The 19,405-nt window shown below is 62.1% G+C and carries 22 protein-coding genes; 12 read left to right on the top strand and 10 right to left on the bottom strand.

Annotation, left to right across the window (positions count from 1 at the left end; genetic code table 11):
- Nucleotides 1–457 precede the first annotated feature (457 nt).
- From K3146_RS10310 to K3146_RS10300, 3 genes are all read left to right on the top strand, one after another.
- Nucleotides 458–2,491 carry a ribonucleoside-diphosphate reductase subunit alpha gene (locus tag K3146_RS10310; protein WP_221546200.1) on the top strand — a complete coding sequence of 678 codons (2,034 nt, stop codon included), beginning with the start codon at nucleotides 458–460 and terminating at the stop codon, nucleotides 2,489–2,491.
- Nucleotides 2,492–2,547: 56 nt separating this feature from the next.
- The gene (locus K3146_RS10305; RefSeq protein WP_221546199.1) at nucleotides 2,548–2,829 is read left to right on the top strand and encodes a hypothetical protein; all 282 of its coding nucleotides are present in this window, start codon (nucleotides 2,548–2,550) and stop codon (nucleotides 2,827–2,829) included.
- A 162-nt stretch (nucleotides 2,830–2,991) separates the two neighbouring features.
- Nucleotides 2,992–4,014 (top strand): glycosyltransferase family 2 protein, encoded by a 1,023-nt coding sequence (locus K3146_RS10300; RefSeq protein WP_221546198.1) that lies wholly within the window; start codon nucleotides 2,992–2,994, stop codon nucleotides 4,012–4,014.
- 18 nt (nucleotides 4,015–4,032) lie between these two features.
- Here K3146_RS10300 and K3146_RS10295 read toward each other — a convergent pair whose 3' ends face one another.
- Both K3146_RS10295 and K3146_RS10290 read right to left on the bottom strand, forming a co-directional pair.
- Nucleotides 4,033–5,229, bottom strand: coding sequence for a GGDEF domain-containing protein (locus K3146_RS10295; protein WP_221546197.1), 1,197 nt, complete (start codon nucleotides 5,227–5,229; stop codon nucleotides 4,033–4,035).
- Nucleotides 5,230–5,365: 136 nt separating this feature from the next.
- Nucleotides 5,366–5,611 (bottom strand): DUF2171 domain-containing protein, encoded by a 246-nt coding sequence (locus K3146_RS10290; RefSeq protein ID WP_221546196.1) that lies wholly within the window; start codon nucleotides 5,609–5,611, stop codon nucleotides 5,366–5,368.
- Between the two features lie 143 nt (nucleotides 5,612–5,754).
- Here K3146_RS10290 and K3146_RS10285 point away from each other — a divergent pair, with 143 nt between their 5' ends.
- Nucleotides 5,755–6,258, top strand: a complete 504-nt coding sequence (locus K3146_RS10285) for a hypothetical protein (protein WP_221546195.1) — start codon at nucleotides 5,755–5,757, stop codon at nucleotides 6,256–6,258.
- A 143-nt stretch (nucleotides 6,259–6,401) separates the two neighbouring features.
- Here the strand turns inward: K3146_RS10285 and K3146_RS10280 are convergent, their stop codons facing one another.
- Together K3146_RS10280 and K3146_RS10275 are read right to left on the bottom strand one after the other, a co-directional pair.
- Complete coding sequence (locus tag K3146_RS10280) at nucleotides 6,402–6,692, bottom strand: hypothetical protein (RefSeq protein WP_221546194.1); 291 nt, start codon at nucleotides 6,690–6,692, stop codon at nucleotides 6,402–6,404.
- Nucleotides 6,693–6,809: 117 nt separating this feature from the next.
- Nucleotides 6,810–9,407, bottom strand: coding sequence for an AMP-binding protein (locus tag K3146_RS10275; protein ID WP_221546193.1), 2,598 nt, complete (start codon nucleotides 9,405–9,407; stop codon nucleotides 6,810–6,812).
- A 244-nt stretch (nucleotides 9,408–9,651) separates the two neighbouring features.
- Here K3146_RS10275 and K3146_RS10270 point away from each other — a divergent pair, with 244 nt between their 5' ends.
- Both K3146_RS10270 and K3146_RS10265 read left to right on the top strand, forming a co-directional pair.
- The gene (locus K3146_RS10270; protein ID WP_221546192.1) at nucleotides 9,652–10,710 is read left to right on the top strand and encodes a ribonucleotide-diphosphate reductase subunit beta; all 1,059 of its coding nucleotides are present in this window, start codon (nucleotides 9,652–9,654) and stop codon (nucleotides 10,708–10,710) included.
- The gene (locus K3146_RS10265) at nucleotides 10,710–12,152 is read left to right on the top strand and encodes a P-loop ATPase, Sll1717 family (protein ID WP_221546191.1); all 1,443 of its coding nucleotides are present in this window, start codon (nucleotides 10,710–10,712) and stop codon (nucleotides 12,150–12,152) included. The genes K3146_RS10270 and K3146_RS10265 overlap by 1 nt, the downstream gene beginning before the upstream one ends.
- 61 nt (nucleotides 12,153–12,213) lie before the next feature.
- Here the strand turns inward: K3146_RS10265 and K3146_RS13650 are convergent, their stop codons facing one another.
- The 3 genes from K3146_RS13650 to K3146_RS10250 form a co-directional block, all read right to left on the bottom strand.
- Nucleotides 12,214–12,309 carry an SEC-C metal-binding domain-containing protein gene (locus K3146_RS13650; protein WP_425594598.1) on the bottom strand — a complete coding sequence of 32 codons (96 nt, stop codon included), beginning with the start codon at nucleotides 12,307–12,309 and terminating at the stop codon, nucleotides 12,214–12,216.
- A gap of 152 nt (nucleotides 12,310–12,461) precedes the next feature.
- Nucleotides 12,462–12,863 carry a hypothetical protein gene (locus tag K3146_RS10255; RefSeq protein WP_221546189.1) on the bottom strand — a complete coding sequence of 134 codons (402 nt, stop codon included), beginning with the start codon at nucleotides 12,861–12,863 and terminating at the stop codon, nucleotides 12,462–12,464.
- A 48-nt stretch (nucleotides 12,864–12,911) separates the two neighbouring features.
- Nucleotides 12,912–13,412 carry a thermonuclease family protein gene (locus K3146_RS10250; protein ID WP_221546188.1) on the bottom strand — a complete coding sequence of 167 codons (501 nt, stop codon included), beginning with the start codon at nucleotides 13,410–13,412 and terminating at the stop codon, nucleotides 12,912–12,914.
- Nucleotides 13,413–13,517: 105 nt separating this feature from the next.
- Here K3146_RS10250 and K3146_RS10245 point away from each other — a divergent pair, with 105 nt between their 5' ends.
- The gene (locus K3146_RS10245) at nucleotides 13,518–14,222 is read left to right on the top strand and encodes a DUF6891 domain-containing protein (protein ID WP_221546187.1); all 705 of its coding nucleotides are present in this window, start codon (nucleotides 13,518–13,520) and stop codon (nucleotides 14,220–14,222) included.
- A gap of 3 nt (nucleotides 14,223–14,225) precedes the next feature.
- On the opposite strand, the gene K3146_RS10240 is transcribed toward K3146_RS10245, so the two are convergent.
- Complete coding sequence (locus K3146_RS10240; protein WP_221546186.1) at nucleotides 14,226–14,735, bottom strand: hypothetical protein; 510 nt, start codon at nucleotides 14,733–14,735, stop codon at nucleotides 14,226–14,228.
- 181 nt (nucleotides 14,736–14,916) lie between these two features.
- Between K3146_RS10240 and K3146_RS10235 the strand changes: the two genes are divergently transcribed.
- Complete coding sequence (locus K3146_RS10235; protein WP_221546185.1) at nucleotides 14,917–15,165, top strand: HP1242/YdcH family protein; 249 nt, start codon at nucleotides 14,917–14,919, stop codon at nucleotides 15,163–15,165.
- Here the strand turns inward: K3146_RS10235 and K3146_RS10230 are convergent.
- The gene (locus K3146_RS10230) at nucleotides 15,162–15,596 is read right to left on the bottom strand and encodes a DUF4870 family protein (protein WP_247711195.1); all 435 of its coding nucleotides are present in this window, start codon (nucleotides 15,594–15,596) and stop codon (nucleotides 15,162–15,164) included. The genes K3146_RS10235 and K3146_RS10230 overlap by 4 nt on opposite strands.
- Nucleotides 15,597–15,793: 197 nt before the next feature.
- On the opposite strand from K3146_RS10230, the gene K3146_RS10225 reads away from it, so the two are divergent.
- A complete protein-coding gene (locus K3146_RS10225) occupies nucleotides 15,794–16,720 on the top strand; it encodes a sulfotransferase domain-containing protein (protein WP_221546184.1) in 927 nt (308 codons plus the stop codon).
- 55 nt (nucleotides 16,721–16,775) lie between these two features.
- On the top strand, nucleotides 16,776–17,318 hold the full coding sequence (locus K3146_RS10220) for a DUF4440 domain-containing protein (RefSeq protein WP_221546183.1): 543 nt from the start codon (nucleotides 16,776–16,778) through the stop codon (nucleotides 17,316–17,318).
- 1 nt (nucleotide 17,319) lies between these two features.
- Here K3146_RS10220 and K3146_RS10215 read toward each other — a convergent pair whose 3' ends face one another.
- Nucleotides 17,320–17,958, bottom strand: coding sequence for a hypothetical protein (locus K3146_RS10215; protein WP_221546182.1), 639 nt, complete (start codon nucleotides 17,956–17,958; stop codon nucleotides 17,320–17,322).
- A 101-nt stretch (nucleotides 17,959–18,059) separates the two neighbouring features.
- Here K3146_RS10215 and K3146_RS10210 point away from each other — a divergent pair, with 101 nt between their 5' ends.
- Nucleotides 18,060–18,359, top strand: a complete 300-nt coding sequence (locus K3146_RS10210) for a hypothetical protein (protein WP_221546181.1) — start codon at nucleotides 18,060–18,062, stop codon at nucleotides 18,357–18,359.
- Between the two features lie 85 nt (nucleotides 18,360–18,444).
- Nucleotides 18,445–19,353, top strand: a complete 909-nt coding sequence (argB, locus tag K3146_RS10205) for an acetylglutamate kinase (protein ID WP_221546180.1) — start codon at nucleotides 18,445–18,447, stop codon at nucleotides 19,351–19,353.
- The last annotated feature ends 52 nt before the right edge of the window (nucleotides 19,354–19,405 follow it).

The following is a 19,405-nucleotide window of genomic DNA, read 5'->3' as shown; positions in this document are numbered from 1 at the left end:
CAACAAAATTGCAGCCCCCGATTCGATTGATTCACAAGTCGGCAGCACAATTTTTGCCCGCAAAATTTTTTCACCGAATGCATTTTTGGGCTTGCGATTCCGCAAAGCCAGCTTTGTCCACGCGTCGCTGCGTTGCACCAATCCCATACACCCGCCGCCACAGCCAAATCGGCGGTTAAAATTGCGTTATCCCTCTTGCGCCGGAATCGTGTCTGATTCAGTATCTAGTGGTCGGTTGCCTGGGGGTACCTACAAGACCTAGCGATTTTGCTTCGACTCCCCATATGGGAGTGCGGAGGTTTTCGGCCCCGGTCTGTGGAGAAAACTGGATAAGTTTTCGTACTCTTCCCACGGCTTTCGATGCTAGGCGGGACGGGAACTCGCCGACTCGAACACAATGCGAACAGGCGGGGAGCGCAGGACCCGCCGCGGGCACACACAGAACGGCGGGGTAGCGATGGATTTCAAGAGCGGAGACGAAGCGGCGATGGGACTGGATCTGGACACTCAGGACACTGTCGAAGACACCGCACCCGCAGAACCGAAGAAGGCCAAGAAGGCGGTGAGCATGGAAAGCGAGGACAAGGGTAGCGAAGACCTGGTCGCTGCGAAGGCCGGCGAAGCCATGGCCGGTGCCATGGCCGAAGTCGCCAAGGCTGCCGCCAAGGCCGACGACAGCAAGAAGGTGCTCGATCGCCGCTTCGACGTGAAGACGGACGACAGCCGCAACGACCTGCTGACCGAATTCGGCAAGGAAACGCTCGAAGACCGTTACCTACTGCCCGGCGAAACCTATCAGGACCTGTTCGCGCGCGTCGCCGATTATTTCGCCGACGATGCCGACCATGCGCAGCGTCTCTACGACTATATCTCGAAGCTGTGGTTCATGCCGGCGACGCCCGTTCTCTCGAACGGCGGCACGACGCGCGGCCTGCCGATCAGCTGCTACCTCAATTCGGTTTCCGACAGCCTCGATGGTATCGTGGGCACCTGGAACGAGAACGTGTGGCTCGCGTCAAAGGGCGGCGGCATCGGCACCTATTGGGGCAATGTCCGCGGTATCGGCGAGCCGGTCGGCCTCAACGGCAAGACCAGCGGCATCATTCCTTTCGTGCGCGTGATGGACTCGCTGACCCTCGCGATCTCGCAGGGTTCGCTGCGCCGCGGTTCGGCCGCCTGCTACATCGACGTCACACACCCGGAGATCGAGGAGTTCCTCGAGATCCGTAAGCCTTCGGGCGACTTCAACCGCAAGGCATTGAACCTGCATCACGGCGTGCTCGTCACCGATGCCTTCATGGAAGCGGTGCGCAATGGCGAGGAGTTCGATCTCGTCAGCCCGAAGGACGGATCGGTCCGCAAGACGGTCGATGCACGCTCGCTGTTCCAGAAGCTGGTCGAAACCCGCCTCGCCACGGGCGAACCCTATATCGTGTTCTCCGACACGGTGAACCGCATGATGCCCAAGCATCACCGCGAACTCGGCCTCAAGGTATCGACCTCGAACCTGTGCGCCGAAATCACCCTGCCGACCGGCATCGACCACCTCGGCAACGACCGCACGGCCGTGTGCTGCCTGTCCTCGCTCAACATCGAGAAGTGGGACGAGTGGAACACGGAAAAGCAGTTCATCGAAGACATCATGCGCTTCCTCGACAACGTGCTGCAGGACTATATCGACCGCGCACCCGACGAGATGGCCCGCGCGAAGTATTCTGCGATGCGCGAACGCTCGGTCGGCCTCGGCGTGATGGGCTTCCACTCCTTCCTCCAGCAGAAGGGCATCGGTTTCGAAAGCCCGATGGCCAAGGTCTGGAACCTGAAGATGTTCAAGCACATCCAGGGCAAGGCTTCGGAAGCATCCATGATGCTCGCGAAAGAACGGGGCGCATGCCCCGATGCCGAAGAGATGGGCGCGATGGAGCGTTTCAGCTGCAAGATGGCGATCGCACCGACTGCCTCGATCAGCATCATCTGCGGCGGCACCAGTGCGTGCATCGAGCCGATCCCGGCGAACATCTACACGCACAAGACCCTCTCGGGCAGCTTCATCGTGAAGAACCCGTATCTGGAAAAGCTGCTCGACAAGAAGAGCAAGAATTCGACCGCGATCTGGAATTCGATCCTCGAGAAGGGCGGCAGCGTCCAGCACCTCGACTTCCTGACGCCGGAAGAAAAGGCGACCTTCAAGACCAGCTTCGAGATCGACCAGCGCTGGCTGCTCGAATTCGCGGCCGACCGCGCACCTTATATCGATCAGGCGCAGTCGCTGAACCTGTTCATCCCGGCAGACGTCGACAAGTGGGACCTGATGATGCTGCACTTCCAGGCCTGGGAGAAGGGCATCAAGTCGCTCTACTACCTCCGCTCGAAGTCGGTGCAGCGCGCCGGTTTCGCCGGCGGCGTGGAAGCCGACAACACGGCCGATGCGGCGAAGTATGAACTGGCTGCAGAGCAGACCGATTACGAGGAATGCCTCGCCTGCCAGTAAATCCTGACAAAGCTTCCGGCGCCGCTCCGCTCACCCTGAGGGTCAGCTGGGCGGCGTTGGCTGTTTTCGCGGGGTTAGCGCTGGTCTGGTACTTCGGAATTGGCCAGCTCCAGCAATGGCTGGCGGTCGATGTCACGTGCCATGCAGAGCCAAGCATCGGTCGCCGTGCGCGCTTTGCCGAGATGGTCAGCTGTTCGCTTGCAGAAGGTCCGCGCGGCTGGCTCCTTCTAGGCTGGATGGCATATCTTCCCCTGTTCACTGCAATCTGGCTGGAGCGGGCTTTGCGGAAGGCGGTGCTGGTCCGGGGCCGGAGTGCCCGAAACAGCGATGGTCAATAAGCCCGAAATTCGATGCCGACCGAATATGTTAGGCGGCCGGCTTTTCTATTTCCCAACAAATCGAGCGAGGCGACGCGCCCGAATTTGCTTCGTGGTTGTAAAGCATTAGGCATTCATGGATAGGATAGCCGTTGACCAAACAGGGCAGGGGTCTTCGAATCAGTGTCGCGAATAGGGGTAATAATCCTGTGCAAGGATGAGGCAGCGCGGATCACGCAGTGCCTTACCTCGCTCTCGCGCCAAAGCCTCCTTGGCCGCGACCATGCGATAGAGATCCTCGTCGTCCCGAACGGCTGCACCGACAACACCGCAGAGGTCGCCCAGCAATCGCGCCCGATCTTCAGGGCCATGGACGGCATTACATTCCGGGTCGAGGAGCTGAAGCAAGGCGGCAAGAGCCGGAGCTGGAATACGGCGGTGCACGAGCTCAGCGATCCGTCCAACGAACTCCTCGTATTCCTCGATGGCGATATCGAACTGGCGCACGACCATGTCCTCGAAGACCTGTTGGCCATCCTTCTTGCCGACCCCGACGTCTCGGTCGTCAGCGGAAAGCCCATCAAGGACACCGTGCGCAAAAAGCAGCAGAACGTCGTCGAACGGCTGTCGCTCGCAGCATCGCAGCAGACGGGCTATACCAATGTCATCAACGGCTCATGCTACGTCGCGCGGGCGGAGGTGCTGCGGGAGATATGGTTGCCGAACGACCTTCCCGGGGAGGACGGTTTCCTCAACGCCATTGTAACCACCGAGGGATTCACGCTGCCCGGTCCGATCGAGAACGTCCGGCAGCCCGAGATACCGACCCATTTCTATGCCGCGGAATCGATCCGGGGCTTCTTCCATCACGAACAACGCATGATGGTTGGTACCCTCATCAACCGCTGGCTTATCGAGCACTTCCAGGCGCTCGGATTGGGAACGCATGCCGGCGAGTGGATTCGCCAAAAGAACGAGACCGATCCCCAATGGGTCGACGATGTCGTTACCAGCCGCGTCGGCGACAAGGGCTGGGTCGTGCCGAATGAACTCGTGTTCTCGCGCCTTGTGCGCAGGAGGAACCAGTCGCGCTGGACGTGGGCAACGACCCTCCCGATCCGCGTGCTGGCATTTGCCGCATCCCTGCCCTCGGTCTTGCGGGCAAACCAGGTCATCCGAAGCCGATCTGCCAGCACCTACTGGTAACTGTCACTACATTGCGAGTCAGGCAGCCAGCTTGAAACGATTACGTCCCGCATCCTTGGCTTCGTAGAGCGCCGCGTCCGCTCGCTTGAGCATGTCAGATAGCGACGGCGGGCTGGCAGCCTCGTGGACGGCTACGCCGATGCTGGTCGTGCAGCTGACCGTCCGGCCCATCGCTTCGCTTTCAATCTCGATCCGTTCCACCCCTACGCGCAGGTCCTCGGCGATGCGCAGGGCATCCGAGATCGATCCGACCCGCATGAGGACAACGAACTCCTCGCCGCCGAACCGGGCGGCCAGGCCTCCATGGGTGCTAGTCGTATGGCGCATGACTTCGGCGACGGCGACGAGGCAGCGATCGCCGATGTCATGGCCCCAGCTGTCATTGAACGCCTTGAAATGGTCGAGATCGAGGAGCAGCAATGCAGTGTAGCCGGGCGCCTCCTCCGGCGTGACCGCATAGTTGCTGGCAAAGGCGACTTCGGCCCAACGACGGTTGGCCAGATTGGTAAGCGGATCCTGCATCGACAATTGGGTCAGCCGTGCATTGCTGCTTTCGAGATCGGCCGCGTGCTCCTGGGCCTGGATCGCCATGAGAGCCGTGTTCCGGTCGAGCCATCGGACTCGCCGGGCGAGCACCATCGCTCCGCCGGAAGAAAGGCAAAGGATGACGAAGTAGATCTGCAGGAAAGCGGGTTGCGCATTCAGTAACAGCATCAGCAGGCCGGCCATCAGCAGCGTCCCGATCACGAACAGCGCAAGCTCCCATGCCTTCAGGGGCAGGAGCGGAACCGCAATGCCGAGCATCATGACAAGACCCATGGCGAGGAACGCGTCTGCAGGAGCAGGGGCCAGCGAACTCGCGTAGACGAGGCTGAGGCAGAACAGGCTGAGCGAAAGGCCCATGAGGAATTTCTGCCAGCCCAGCTGGCTCCGCGGCATTGCAAGCGCGGCAATCTGCACCGGGATGACGCTCCCCAGCCGAACCAGTGCGATCTGGCCGACAAGGTCCGGCATAGTGATGACATCGACCATCAGTGAGAGGACCGCGGCCGCCATTCCAAGCCGGGTAAGGAACCGCGCCTCGCGATACTGGCGATCCTCGATGACAGCTTTCAGCTTGTCGCGCAGGTGCACAGGGCAGGGGGTCGGTTTCCACCGCCACCAGTCCATGATCCCGGCATGACCGGGAACGGTCCTGTTTCGCGCCCGCTCCATTATCGCGACCACTTTATGACAATGCGAGGGTTTATCAATCTCGCTTTTCCGCGGTGCAGGGCACACAAGAAAAGCCCCGCCGCCCGAGATGGGGCAGCGGGGCTGTTCGATACCGGATCAAATCCGGTCGGAAATCTTAGGCGTCTTCCATGACGGCCTTGTTGCCGAGGCCTTCGGGGATGCGTGCGCCTTCCTTCAGATAGACACGATTGTCATCGATCTTCTCGACATCGTCGAGCGAGAGGAAATGGTGCATGTCGTCTGCGCTGTCCGACTTGGTCAGCTTGATGGCGTCATCCTGTACGGCGTCGACCGTGCCGACATGTTCTCCGTTACAATTGGTGACTTCCATGTGTTCCTTGATGCGTAGCTTCTCAAACATGTAAAACCCTTTTGTTTTGCGTTGCTTATACCTTACCAACGGGCGGCATCGGTTATCGGTCCACGCTTCGTCGAGGCTGGTGCACGGGTTGGGGATTCAGTGAGGAATGGCCAGAATGAAATGGGCCGGATAGACGAATTGCCATGGGGGAATTTCTCACACTTTTCGACGGGATCAGCGGCTGGAGCTGGGGCTGGCTGCTCGCGGCGTTCATCTTCGCGCTGACCCTCGAGAGCTGGCCGCACATCCGGTATTCCTATTGGCAGTGGCGCATCGATCGGTTGCTTCGCTGCGAAGGAGGTGCCCATCCGGAGGAACTTCGCGACCTGCAATGGCACCAGAACGAAGAGCCGGACCGCTTCGATATCCTGCGGGTTCTGTCCGTATCCTTACAGATGACGCTCCAGCTCGCGCTGCCCGTGGTGCTGGTCGATGTCGTGAGCGCCGAAGATCTCGCACTGGCCCCTGCGGCAGTCGCTGCGGCGGTCCTCTTTGCCCAGAACAGGGGGCGCATCGGGGAGGAAGAACAGGAGGGTGAAGCTCCCGGGCCGACTGTCTATCCGCGCGAAGCGAAGATCGGGCTCGCATTTGCCCTCGTGGTTTCGATCGGGCTCATATTTTACATCACGCAGGTAATGCAGCCTTAGAGACTCCTGCGGAACGCCCGAATGCAGGACGCCAGACGTATGACGCCCCGCCTTTTGAGGGGCGGGGCGCCGGGGTTGCGAGACTTGCCCGCAAAAGGGGAAAACCGGACAAATCCGCTTAGCCCCGTACTGTGAAACTGGTCTTAGCTTTCGCCCAGAGGCCGGTCGGCATCGGCGGCAGCGCGCTCGTCGGGGCGGCTGGAAATCTCGCCGGGCTGCGCAATGGCGGAAGCCTTGCTGCCCTGTGCGAGAGGTCGGTCGCCCAGCGAGCTGGTGGCGACATCCTGGTCCATCTGGCCTTCGGCGTTTCGTGCGTTGCCATAGCCGGGCTGCGCTCTCGCGCTGTCGTCCTGAGCGCCCTCTTCCTGCTCGCGCCAGGTGGCATCATTGTCATTGTGGACGGCGCGTTGGTCTTCCGGTGCGTAGTCACCCATGTGAAAATCTCCTTTACACAATCAACGGATCAGACCGCACGCATGTTCCGCGGCTCGTCGCATGCAAGAGGGCACTGCCCTCAGCCTGGGCGCTCACTGGGTTTCGCAACTGCCCGCCTAGGCAGACCGCGCAGCTCGCGTCCCGTAGTAGGTGAGATAGGCCTTGCGCAGCGCAATCGCGAGCAGTCCCATGACGAGGAATACCGGGATTCCAACCCCCAGGGCAGTCGGCAGGCCCGCATTCCCAAGGAGTTCGCGCATGGGGAAGGCGGCACCATGGAGGACGTATGCCGGGAGCGAGAGCATGCCCAGCAGCACAGTTACCCGAAATGCAAGGTTGAGGTGGCCGCCCAGTCGCCGCTGCCAGCCATGGGCAGCAGCGAACAGCAACAGCATCGCTCCGACGTAAGAGACGATCGCGGCACCGCTCGGCGGTCCGATGAACCAGCGTTCCTCGATGCCGAGCAGGAAGGAAAGGACAATTCCGCCAAGGACAAGGGCGAGACCTGCAAGAGCCGTCGTCACGCCCAAACGCGGATCGTCGCTATGCGCCTTGATCCAGAGCCCGGCAGCAAGGCCGGCGAGCACGAAACCCATCATGCGCGGATAGCCATATCCGGCGGTGAGCATGGTGATGGCAAGCTTGGCAAAGCCGTGCACATCGATGTCGGCGAGCGGGTTGAGCAGTTCGAACGCGAGGAACGCCAGCGCCATTCCGACCAGCGCAGCAACCACCGGCTGGCGGGATTTCACGACCAGGCGCAACAGGGGATAGAGCGACGCCACCGCAAGGACGTAGAATAGCAGAACGTCGTAAAAGAACCTGTCGGGCCAGTCCGGGCCGAGCGCCTCGCCCGCGAGCGTCACCTGCAAGGCCTTGATCGAGGCGATCAGCGCGAAACCCAATCCCACGACCAGAAGGCTGATCCGGATCCGCTGCTTCAGCCGCGCCGGATCGTCGCGCGCGGTCTGGGACCAGAAGAAGCCGAGACCGAGGCCAAAGACCATCGCAAAACCCGGGGTGCCGAAGCGGAAGAGCGGCCAGCTCCATTCGGCGAAAATCTCGCCTGCCCGGCCAGCCTTGGTCCAGAGAAACGGGCCCCAGTGCGCCCCGATCACGATCAGGACGAGGATGCCGCGGGTAAAGTTGATCGCATTGGCCGAGATCGACTGGAGCGACGGCGGACGCACTGCGCCGGGTTCGCCCGTGCCGGCGGCGATCTCTGCAATGCTGCGGCCCTCGAAAATCTGCTGGCTCAGGCCCTCGGGAATCCCCGCCTGTTCCATCCGTAGCATCACCGAGATGGCCGAGAGCGAATCCCCGCCGAGGTCGAAGAAGGTATCGTGCCGCCGGACGGAGGGGACGTTGAGGACATCGCGCCAGATGGCCGCGATGCGCTCTTCTTCCTCGCTCAGTTCTTCTTCGGGGCCATCCGCGCGGATCTCGCGTCGGGCAGTGGCCTGCTCGGCGATGATCTCTGCGAGCACATTGCGCTGGACCTTGCCTGTGCCTGTGCGGGGTAGTTCATCCAATTCGACTGCGGCGAGGTCCGCCATCGCGAGGCCCGCTTCCGCCGCCTCTGCCGCCAGCGCCTCGCGCCAGATCTCGGGCGCCGCGGGCAGGATGGCAACGCCCAGCTTCTGACCGCGCTGGCTGTCCTCCATCACGCAGGCCGCGCCGAAGAGTGGTGTACCGAGCCGTCGCGCCACGCCGCGTTCGAAATGTTCGGCAGAAACCTTGATACCGCCGATATTGGCGACATCGTCGCTGCGGCCCGAATAGAAGACCGCACCATCGCGGATTTCGCCGAGGTCGGAAGTGGTCAGCCAGCCATCTTCTCCGACAAGCGGCTGCAGCGCGCCGTCGCGGAGGATGCCGCTGGCGAGGTGTGACCCGCGCACGGCGATGTGCCCTTCGCCGTCGATCCGTACCTCGCCATCGCCCACCGCTCTGCCGACGCTCTCGAGCTCGGCATCGCTCACCTTGTCGATACGCAGGAATGTGGAACGCGAGGCTTCGGTGAGGCCATAGTGCTGGAGGATCACCGCATTGGGGAAGAGATCGCGGATGGCCCGCTTCTCCTCGCCAGACATGTACTGGCTGCCGATCTCGAGCCAGCGCAGCTTGTCGCCCGCGCTCGCTACCAGTTCGGGATTGGCGATCAGCGTGCGCAGCATGGTCGGCACCGCGCTCAGCGCATTGATCTCGCCCGCTGCCAGCATCCGCGCGATCTCGTCCGGACGGAACCCGTTTTCAGGGAGATAGACAGAGCCGCCCACGGCGCCTGCTGCGCGGGTGCGCGCAAGGCCGAAACTGAAGGTCACCGGCACGCCGACATATTCGCGCAGGGAACTGTCGAGCTCCATATGCTCGACCAGCCGGGCGACCGTGTCGCTCACCGCGCGGCGGGAAATAGCGATCGCCTTTGGCTCTCCGGTCGTGCCCGATGTGGTAGAGACCTGCGCCAGCGCCTCTGCATCGTCCGGGGTGAAGCCGGCATCCCACCAGCCGCCACCGGGCGCGGGCGTGTGCCATTCCTCGGGCTCGATCCCGGCAGAGGGTGCCTTGCCGATCATCAGCACCGCGCGTTCGTCCCACGCTAGCTGTGCCAGCCGGAGGAATTCCAGCCCGCTCACCTTGTCGGCACCGATCCAAGTGTTGTCGCGGAGCGCGAGGCTTCCACCGGCAGCGCTCGATACGATACGATCAGGCAAGGTCAGCGTCGTCCTATCCGTGCATGCACACTGCGGCCAGCAAGGGCCACGGACCGATTTCCTAGACGTTTGGCATGGGCTTGACCAATCGCCTTGCGCAATCTGTCCCAAACTGATGCCGGCGAGCCACGGCAATCCCGACTTACCCGCAGCTTATCCCCGCCGAATCATTCCCCCTTGCCTTCGAATCGCCGCTGTGATTCCCTATATAGTCTGCTCACGCTGACTCGCCGGAGAACACAAGATGTCGTTGCTCGAAGCCCGCAAGACCTACAAGCCCTTCGAATACCCCTGGGCCTATGAATTCTGGAAGCGTCAGCAGCAGATCCACTGGATGCCGGAAGAAGTTCCGCTGGGCGAAGACTGCCGCGACTGGGCGCAGAAGCTGACCGAGCACGAGCGCAACCTGCTCACGCAGATCTTCCGTTTCTTCACCCAGGCCGATGTCGAGGTGCAGGATTGCTACCACGACAAATACGGCCGCGTGTTCAAGCCGACCGAGGTCAAGATGATGCTCACCGCCTTCTCCAACATGGAGACGGTGCACATCGCGGCGTACTCGCACCTGCTCGACACCATCGGCATGCCCGAAAGCGAGTACAGCGCCTTCCTCGATTACGAGGAGATGGCCGACAAGCACAATTACATGCAGCAGTTCGGCGTCGACAACGATGAAGACATTGCCCGGACGCTCGCCATGTTCGGCGCCTTCACCGAAGGCATGCAGCTCTTCGCCAGTTTCGCCATGCTGATGAACTTCCCGCGCTTCAACAAGATGAAGGGCATGGGGCAAATCGTCAGCTGGTCGGTGCGCGACGAAAGCCTGCACTGCGAAGGCATCATCCGCATGTTCCACGAGTTCGTGCGCGAGCGCGACTGCCTGACCAAGGCGGTCAAGGAAGACATCATCGACATCTGCCAGAAGACGGTGCGTCTGGAAGACAACTTCATCGACCTCGCCTTCGAAATGGGCCCCGTGTCCGGCATGACGGCGAAGGATATCAAGAAGTACATCCGCTACATCGCTGACTGGCGCCTGGGTCAGCTGAATCTCGACCCGATCTACATGGTCGACGACCACCCGCTCCCCTGGCTCGCCCCGCTGCTCAACGGTGTGGAGCACGCCAACTTCTTCGAAACCCGCGCGACCGAATATTCCAAGGGCGCGACCAAGGGCAATTGGAACGACGTGTGGTCGAGCTTCGACAAGCGCCAGAAAGCCAAGGCCGCGAACGAGGAAGAGGCCGAGACCGACGGCCCGGGCCTGTTCGGCGAGGGCGAAGGGGCTGTGGCGGCGGAGTAATGGGACTTCACGCCGAGATAGGGACATTCGGTGATGTAGCAGCCGAGGATGACGATGCAGTCCTAAGCTACTTCTTAAAAACCGAAGCGGTGGGCCGTGTAGAGGCGGGCGATGCCTTGATCGTACTGGGCCGGAAAGGATCTGGCAAAACGGCGATCGCTAAGTATTTTGAAGAACCGAAGGGTGATTATCTTTCGGCATCGCTGAGCCTGCGCGATTATCCGTGGGCGCTGCATGAGCGGCGTCGAAATTCTGGTGCTTCTGAGATTGAATCGTATGTTTCGTCGTGGCGCTATCTAATAGCGGTCAAAGCTCTATCGATGCTCCTAGAGGCGTCAAAGCGCATTATTACGGACAGCCAGCGGGCTGCTAATACTTTTCTTCAAGACAATTACGGCGGCACGAGACCCACTCTGCCCAACATCCTTCGTCCGCCACGATTAAAGCTTTCAAAAGCTTCATTTCAGCCAAGCATAATGGGTAATGCCCTTGGTGGTGTGGAATTAGAGACGGAGAAGGGAGATCTTGCACATGAGGTAGATGCCCTGACCGATATCTTGCTGGATGCAGCATTCACGATAGGCAGCCAAATCGGGCACTCCAAGATTTTGATCCACTTTGATGAGCTGGATCAAGGCCTCTCCGAAATAAACGAAACACACGAACGAATGATAATCGGTTTGGTGCTTGCCTGTCGTTCTATAAGACGAATGGCTGGTTTCGAGACGAAAATAATTCCAGTCGCCTACCTTAGAACGGATATCTGGGATGAATTTCGCTTCTCAGATAAAAATAAAATCTCTCAAACTGCCGCCGTGGATCTCGAATGGGACAGTGACTCCCTGCTGGCCCTCGTCAACGAGCGCATCAAGGCGAAGCTGGGTGCAAAATTTAGTTGGAAAGATCTGGATAATGGCGATGTGATGAGGGGCTCGCAACCCAAATGGAATCACATCATCGCTCGAACTTTCTTGCGACCGCGAGATGTAATCCAGTTTCTCAACTGTGCCTTGGCAATAAGCCTTGATCGAGAGGCCGAGGCTGACACGTTCGACAATGACGACATCCAATTGGCCCGAGAGCCATATTCCCGTTATTTGAAGCAGGAGCTCGACGATGAGCTCGGGCCCCACTGGGAAAAGTGGACGGATGCAATCAGAGTGTTCTCTGAATTGGTGACAATCACCTTCCCGAAGAACGATTTCTTGGAAGCTTACGAGCAACGGCGGTCAAAGAAAAATGACTACGACGGCGAAGAAGCGTTGGAAATCTTGTATCGTTTTTCCGTGATCGGTTATCGTCGAGGCATTGGTAAGGGTGGTAGCGGCTGGGTCTTTCAGTATACGGATCCACAGGCGGGCTGGGACAACGGCGCTAGTCGGTTGAAGGTCCATCCTGGCCTGAAGGAATTTGCAAAGCTCCGAGAAGAGCGTCAGTCCTAGAGTATCGCCAACCATCCCCGCCCGCCATCATCACCGCCAATAGTCCCGCCGTTCGGCGCCGTCATAGCGGCCCGACTTCAGGCAGCAGCGTTTGAAATCTCTTCCCCGAACCGCAGGGGCACGGGTCGTTCCGCCCGAGTTTCTCGAGCAGTTCCACTTCGCCATTCTTGATGGTCCGATGTCCGCGCTTCACGCGCGTCTCGCTCGGGAAGCCCTTACGCCGTTTCGAGGTCCGCTCGAAAGGACGGGAGCGCGTCGTAGTCACGATATTGGGTCATTGTCGCCTCCTCTTGTGTGGGGGCGGGCCCGTTAGCGCGTCGCTCGCCTTGCGACAATCAGCAGCGATGGGATCAACCCGAAGAGGATCTGCCCCAGCGTCCCGTAAATCCCCGGCACCTGCCACGCCTCCATCAGCCATTCGCGGGCGGTCATGCCGGACAGTCCTGTCGCCAGCGCCAGTTCGGCCAGGATCAGCAGCGCGAAAGCGAGAGCGCCCATGGCGAGCGCCTCGCCCGCGGTGTCGATGGCGAACCGACGCAGCAGCCAGCGCGCAGCAAGGGTGCTGGCAGCGAGCATCACCGGCAGCTCGATCAGGATGAACGCGGTCTCGCCGATTGCCTCCGCACCCCACAGCACGCGCACAGTCCCGAGCACGAAGCCAAGGGCAAAGACCATGGCCCAATAGGCCGTACCGGCGCGCAGGCTGTTCATGGGTGCAAGGCTATCGCAATCGCGCCAGCCTGTCTCGCACCCGATGCATCAACACCACTCCCGCCGCACCGTGCCCCAACCGCTGCCCTCGGCCAGCCCTAAACCAATCATATAGTCCGCCAGCATCTCATCGTCCCGCCGTGCTTCGCGTAGCTCGCGGCCGTAGCGGTCGCGTGGGGGCTCTTCGCCGCCGGTCCAGCTGAAACTTCCGCGGGCGATCCAGCGGTGGAGGGCGCGCTGTGCCTCGCGGGCCTTTGTGCGCTCGGCCTCGCAGGCGCCGTCGAGTTCGGGCGCGTCATAGCCGGTCAGGCGTACGCGGCGCTGGCCGATCGCCACGGTGTCGCCGTCGATCACGCAGGCCGCGCCGCCACGCTCTCCGCAAATCCCGAAGCGCATGTCGACCTGGGCGAGCTCGGGTGCGGGGCCCAGCCGGTCGCCATAGGCCCACCATGCCAGCGCGAGCGCAAGGACCAGCAGCGGCAGCGCGACCTTCGCCGCCCTCCTGCGCCAGTTCGCGCGCCGCCGGCCGAAGCTTGCTCGTTTACCCATGCTCAAACCTTTGGCGCGATTGCTGCGGATGGTCGAGCTTGCGCTGCTGGAAATCCCCTCCGCAAGCGCTAGGGTCGACCATGGTTGTCGCAAGGAGAGTGTCGCATGTCGTCGATCTGGAACTGGCTGTTCGGCGGTTCGGACAGGGAAGAGGGGACGCCCCGGATCGATGCCCCCGGGCCCTTCGTCCGCGAGGGGGAGGAAAAGGCATCTCCCGGACCGGTCGCACCCGAACTGGCAGACGAGATCCGCGGGCACCTGCGGCGGGAGATCGCGGCAGGTTACGAGGACGAGGACTATATCATCGACGGTGCGGTCGACATTTTCCTGGACGAGCATGAGGACGAGGCGGCCCTGCGCGCGCTTGCGCTCAACCTGTGGCCCGATCTCGTCGCCGAACACCGCGCGCTGCAGGCCGACTGGCCCGAGGTCACCGATTACGACCGACTCCACGCCGCCTTCACCGCGCTGGAAGCGAAGGGCATCGTCTCGCGCGAACACTTCACCTGCTGCAGCACCTGCGGTTCAGCCGAGATCTGGGACGAGATCGAGGCAGTGACCGAAGCGGGCGGCGCCGCGCGCGGCTACACCTTCTTCCACTGGCAGGACACCGAAAGCGCGGTCGAAGGCGGCGGGGTCTATCTCAGCTACGGTGCCTGCGAGGAAGGCGAGGGTCCAGCGCTCGGCATTGCGCGCGAGATCGTCGCGGAGCTCAAGGCACACGACCTGCCGACCGACTGGAACGGCAGCTGGGGCATGAAGATCGGCGTCCCGCTCGACTGGAAACGCCGCAGCGCCTACGCGGCCTGAGGCTCAGCCGAGGCGCCTCGCCGCGCCCGCCAGCAGCCAGCATGCATACCAGCGGTGCGCCTCGCGCAGCCGGCTGATGATCGGCCCCTCGAAATCGCGCACGCCTGTGCCGAACCAGAGATAGGTTCGTCCGGCTCCCGGGCGGGGAAGGCCTGCCGCAAGATCGGGTGCCTCTCCACCGGGGGACACGGCCAGCCAGCAGCAGGTCTTGTCGAGAAAGTCGTGCATCAGCAGCTCGTTCTCTTCGCGCGCCTCGAGCTCCCACGCGGCGAAGCGATTCGCGTGGCCATCGGCGAGCGCGGCGATCTCCGCCTGTCCTGCCCCACGCCCGATCAGGCGAAGCGCCGTGCGCTCGGGCCGGAATGCACCGCTGCCGAAGAATGCGGTGATGAACTGGGCCAGCGAGACATCGCCCTGCACCTCCACGCGGAAGGCGTCGCGATAGCATTCAGGCCCGCGGTGGCGGGCAAGCAGGCTGTCATCCGGCAGGGGCGGGGCGGTGATCCGGCTCATGCAATCAGGCTATCCGCCTCCGCGCCTTGAGCCTAGCGCAAAGCGCGCAACCCCCCGTGCGCCCGGGGAAAGCCTCGCCGAACTCCGCGATCTGGCGTGCTCGGTTTTTGATCTGGCGCAAAGCCGGGCCGGACCAGTCGCGCTATCCCGTTCAGCAACAGACAGCAAAAGGACCAGCCTCATGTCGCAGCATACGCCCAATGAACTGACGACCATCTTCGCGCGCGATCGCGACCTGGTGACGCGTCTCAAGCAGGAGGATGCGCATTACGCGCGGCTAGCCGACGAATATCACGAGGTGAACCGCCAGGTGCACCGGATCGAGGCCGAGACCGAGGCGGCCAGCGACGAGCGGTTCGAGACGCTCAAGAAGCAGCGCCTCGCCCTGCTCGACGAGATCACCGCCATCGTGGCGCAGGCGCGCGCCTAGATCAGCAGCGTCTTGGGGTCGGGCATCGGCTCGCGTTTTTGGGCCTTCATCAGGCTCACCACGCTGCGCGCGCCGAACCAAATGGCGATCACCGGGAACAGCAGCAAGCCGATCAGGATCACGCTGAGGACGAAGGCCACGATGCTGGCGAGAAAGCCGATCCAGAAGGTGCGGATGAGATAGGTCAGGTGCGATTCCATCCACGCCTCGTTCTCGCGATCGTCCTGCCAGACATGGGCGAGCACGATGCCGACGAGGCCGGTGATGCCGGTGAGGAAGCTGGCGAGATAGAGTAGGTTGACGATCGTCGGGCGATTGAGGTCGAAGCCATTGTCACCGCCTCGCTGCGGCGGCGGGCGGTCACCGAAGCGCGCAGGTTCGCTGCCCATCCGCACGCGGTCGCCTTCGAGATTGCGGGTGTCGTCGCTCATTCTGTGCCCTCCCCTAGGAATACCGCCCGTGACGATACCTTCTCCGCGACGGAAAGCCAAATCTTACAAGCGCCTGCGCTATCGCCGGGATGTAGTCACCTGTCGGTTTCGTGCGTGCACGGAGCGCCGCTTCCCTGTTCGACGTAGGCTTGCTATTCTCGCATGCGCCGGGTCGCCTCATTTCGGGGGAGGGGAACATGGTGCTTGGGCTTGGCCGCCGCGCGCGGACCGTGGAGGAAGCCGGGATAAACTTCGGCGCGATGGCGGAAGTGACCGAGCTTCAGCCACATCACGGGATCGACTCCGAACCGGATGATGTCTTCATCACCAGCTGGGCCAAGAGCGGCACGACCATGACCCAGCAGATGTTCCACCAGCTGCGCATGGTGGCGGCGACCGGCGAAACCGACATGGATTTCGACGACATCAGCCGGATGACCCCGTGGGAGGATACGGCAACCCTGCTCGACTTCCACGTCAATGTGCCGCAGCGGGCACAGCCTCGCGGTTTCAAGAGCCATCGCGAATATGAGCGCCTGCCGTCGGGCTCGCGCTACATCGTGACCCTGCGCGATCCGCATGAGACCTATGTCTCGCTCTATCGGTTCTTCGACGGCTGGCACATGGAACATGGGTCGATCTCGCTCGAGGACTTCATGCCTTTCTGGCTGGGCGGCGGTCCGGGCGGCTGCGACTACTTTACGCATTTGCTGAGCTGGTATGCGCGTCGCGAAGAACCGGACACACTGCTCGTCACCTATCGCTGGGCAGCGAAGAACCAGCCGGCGATGATCCGCAAGGTGGCCGGCTTCCTGGGCATCGATGTCGACGAGAAACAGGTGGCCATGGTGGCGCACTGCGCCTCGCGCGAGTTTATGGTCGCGCACAAGGATCGCTTCGATGATGCGATGGTATGCAACGCGATGGAGGAGCATCTCGGCATTCCGGCGGCCAGCGATTCTTCCAAGGTCCAGGCCAAGGGCAGCGACAGCAAGGTCCTGCCATCGTCGGTCGTCGAGGCGATAGACCACATGTGGGCCGAGCGGGTCGAGCCAGTCACCGGTCACAAGGATTACGCTTCGCTGGCGGAGGAGATCGACGCGCGAATGAGTCGGGGAGGTTGACGCGATCTCGTCGTGTCCTATGTAGGCAATACACCGTAGGACGAGAGATAAGATCATGAAAACACTGGCTGCCTTAATCCTTGCGCAAGCTGCCCCTCTTGCCGGATCTGCCGCCATGCCGACCGGGGAAGAGATGGTCGAGCGGATCGAAGCCAACGATGCGCAGTTGTTCTGGGGCTTCTTCGAAGGCTGCGATCCAGATGCGGTCGCCGATCTGTTGCACCCGGATTACCGGATGATCCACGATCTTGGGGGCCTGCCCGCAAGCAGTGCCGATCAGATGATTCAAAGCGCCCGCAAGCAATGCGCGCGTCGCGCACCGGGCGGCGATGCGGAAGGTTACAAGAACCGTCGCCTGCTCGTCCCGGGAAGCCGGACAATCAAGAAGCTGGGCAGCTGGGGCGCGCTGGAAGAGGCGCATCACACCTTCCTGGAATGGCGCGGACAGGACATCGGCTGGGTCCAGACCGGCGGCGGTCGCTATCTCCACATCTGGCAATGGATGCCGGACGAGGAGCGCTTCCGGCTATTGGAAAGCCTGAGTATCGATCACGGTCCTGCGCCCGCCTATCCGCCAGAAGGTCTTGAGAAGGACTAGCCTACCAACCCCAGGCAGGTGGCGGTGCCGGAACCGGCTCGCTTGCATCGAATTCGACACGGAACAGGCGGGTGGGGTCGTTGCGCCGGGTGAGCTGGTAGGCAAAGGGCGCGCCGCTCGAACCTGCCGGATCCACCTCTACCCGCCAGACATTTGTCAGCGACGCATCGAGCCCCTCACGCTCGAACATGGCGATAGAAAAGGCATCGACCGGGAAGTCCTGAACCCGTGCCGTGCCGGCTGAGAGCGTGTCGCCGCCATACTGCGTGACCGCATCTTCCTCGCCATCCTCGTGGCGGTGATCGTGCTTGAGGCGCAGGCCCTCGGCGGTGCGGGTGACGAGCCAGGTGCGGCTGCGGTCCCAGACGGCTTCACCGACCGCATACTCCATCTCCGTCTCTACATGGAAGGCAATCGCGACGCGCGTCTCGCTGCACTCGGCCCAATGCGCGATCATTGCGCGGCCTTGCCAGTCCGCATCGCGCGCGTCGCTGCTCGCCAGAGAGCCTTGGTAGGCCTTGCCGCAATGGCTTTGGAGCGCGTCCCAGAAAGCCTCCTGGCTGGGCGGGAGCTGGGCCACATCGGGAGTGGAGGCGCAGCCTGCGAGGGCAAGCGGAGCGAGCAAGAGAGACTGTCTCATGGCCGCGCACTGTAGTCATTAAAGTAGCTGCGGGAAGGGCCATCGTCGGAACGCTGCCGCTTTCGGGCCATTATTCAGACAGACCAAGGAGAAATCGAACCATGAACGACCCCGTCCCCGACAGCAAGGCTCCCGGAACCCGCACGATGTGGGTGGGCGTGATCGTGGTCTTCGCGATCGTCGCTATCGGCCTTTTCTTCATGCTTGTGACCGAAGATGGTCCCGAGGAAATCCCCGACTACGCGACGACGTCGCAGGAAGAGCGGCTCTATCAGGATGTCGGCGCAGTCGAAGGCGGCGAAGACGATCTGCCTGCTGTCAACGGCGCGGAAGACGACACGACGATCTCCGCCGAAGGCGGCGAAGCGAAAGTTGTCACCAGTTCCGACACGACCGAGTAAACCTTAAATTTCTTTCGCCCCTGCGGTGAGCAAGCTAACGCCTGCGTTGTCCATTCCCGGTCTCAGCGCAGGCGTTTTCCATTCGATGACCCATACCGACCCCACCGAAATGCGCGACGCCAGCAGCAAGGCGCAGACGCTGATCGAGGCACTGCCCTATTTCCAGCGCTATGCCGGCAAGAGCTTCGTCGTGAAATACGGCGGCAACGCCATGGGCGACGATGACGCGGCGCGCGAATTCGCCGAGGACGTGGTGCTGCTGAAGGCGGTAGGGATCAATCCGGTCGTCGTCCATGGCGGCGGACCGCAGATCGGGGCGATGCTGGAGAAGCTGGGCGTGGAGACGCGCTTCGTCGACGGGTTACGTGTCACCGACAAGGCGACCGCCGAAGTGGCGGAGATGGTCCTCTCGGGCGCGATCAACAAGGCTATCGTCGGGTCGATCGCGCGCGCCGGTGGCAAGGCGGTGGGCCTTTCGGGCAAGGACGGCGGCCTCGTCACCGCGCGCAAGCTGGAGCGCACGACGAGGGACCCGGGAAGCAATATCGAGAAGGCGCTCGACCTCGGCTTCGTGGGTGAACCCTGCGCTGTCGACACCACCATCATCGAGACCGCCACTGCTGCAGGCATGATCCCGGTCGTCGCCCCCATCGGCAGCGGTGAGGACGGCCATACCTACAATATCAACGCCGACACCATGGCTGGCGCGCTCGCAGCGGCTCTCGGAGCGGCAAGGCTGTTGCTGCTGACCGATGTCGACGGCGTGCTCGACAAGCAGGGTAAGCTTCTGACCGACCTTTCGCCGGCGGACATCGCCAGATTACGCGAAGACGGGACGATCAGCGGCGGCATGATCCCCAAGCTCGAAACCTGCGTCCGCGCAGTGGAGGCAGGATGCGAGGCGGCTGTCGTCCTCGACGGACGCGTGCCGCATGCCATGCTGCTCGAATTCTTCACCGCGCGCGGTGCGGGGACCTTGATAAGCAAAGCTTAGGGGTGGCGAGCATGTCGCACCTCTTGTAGAGGCAGGTGCAACGGGATTGCTT

Origin of the sequence: Qipengyuania vesicularis (genome assembly GCF_019711415.1) — a bacterium.
GTDB lineage: Bacteria > Pseudomonadota > Alphaproteobacteria > Sphingomonadales > Sphingomonadaceae > Qipengyuania > Qipengyuania vesicularis.
This window is presented reverse-complemented; position numbering and strand designations above follow the sequence as displayed.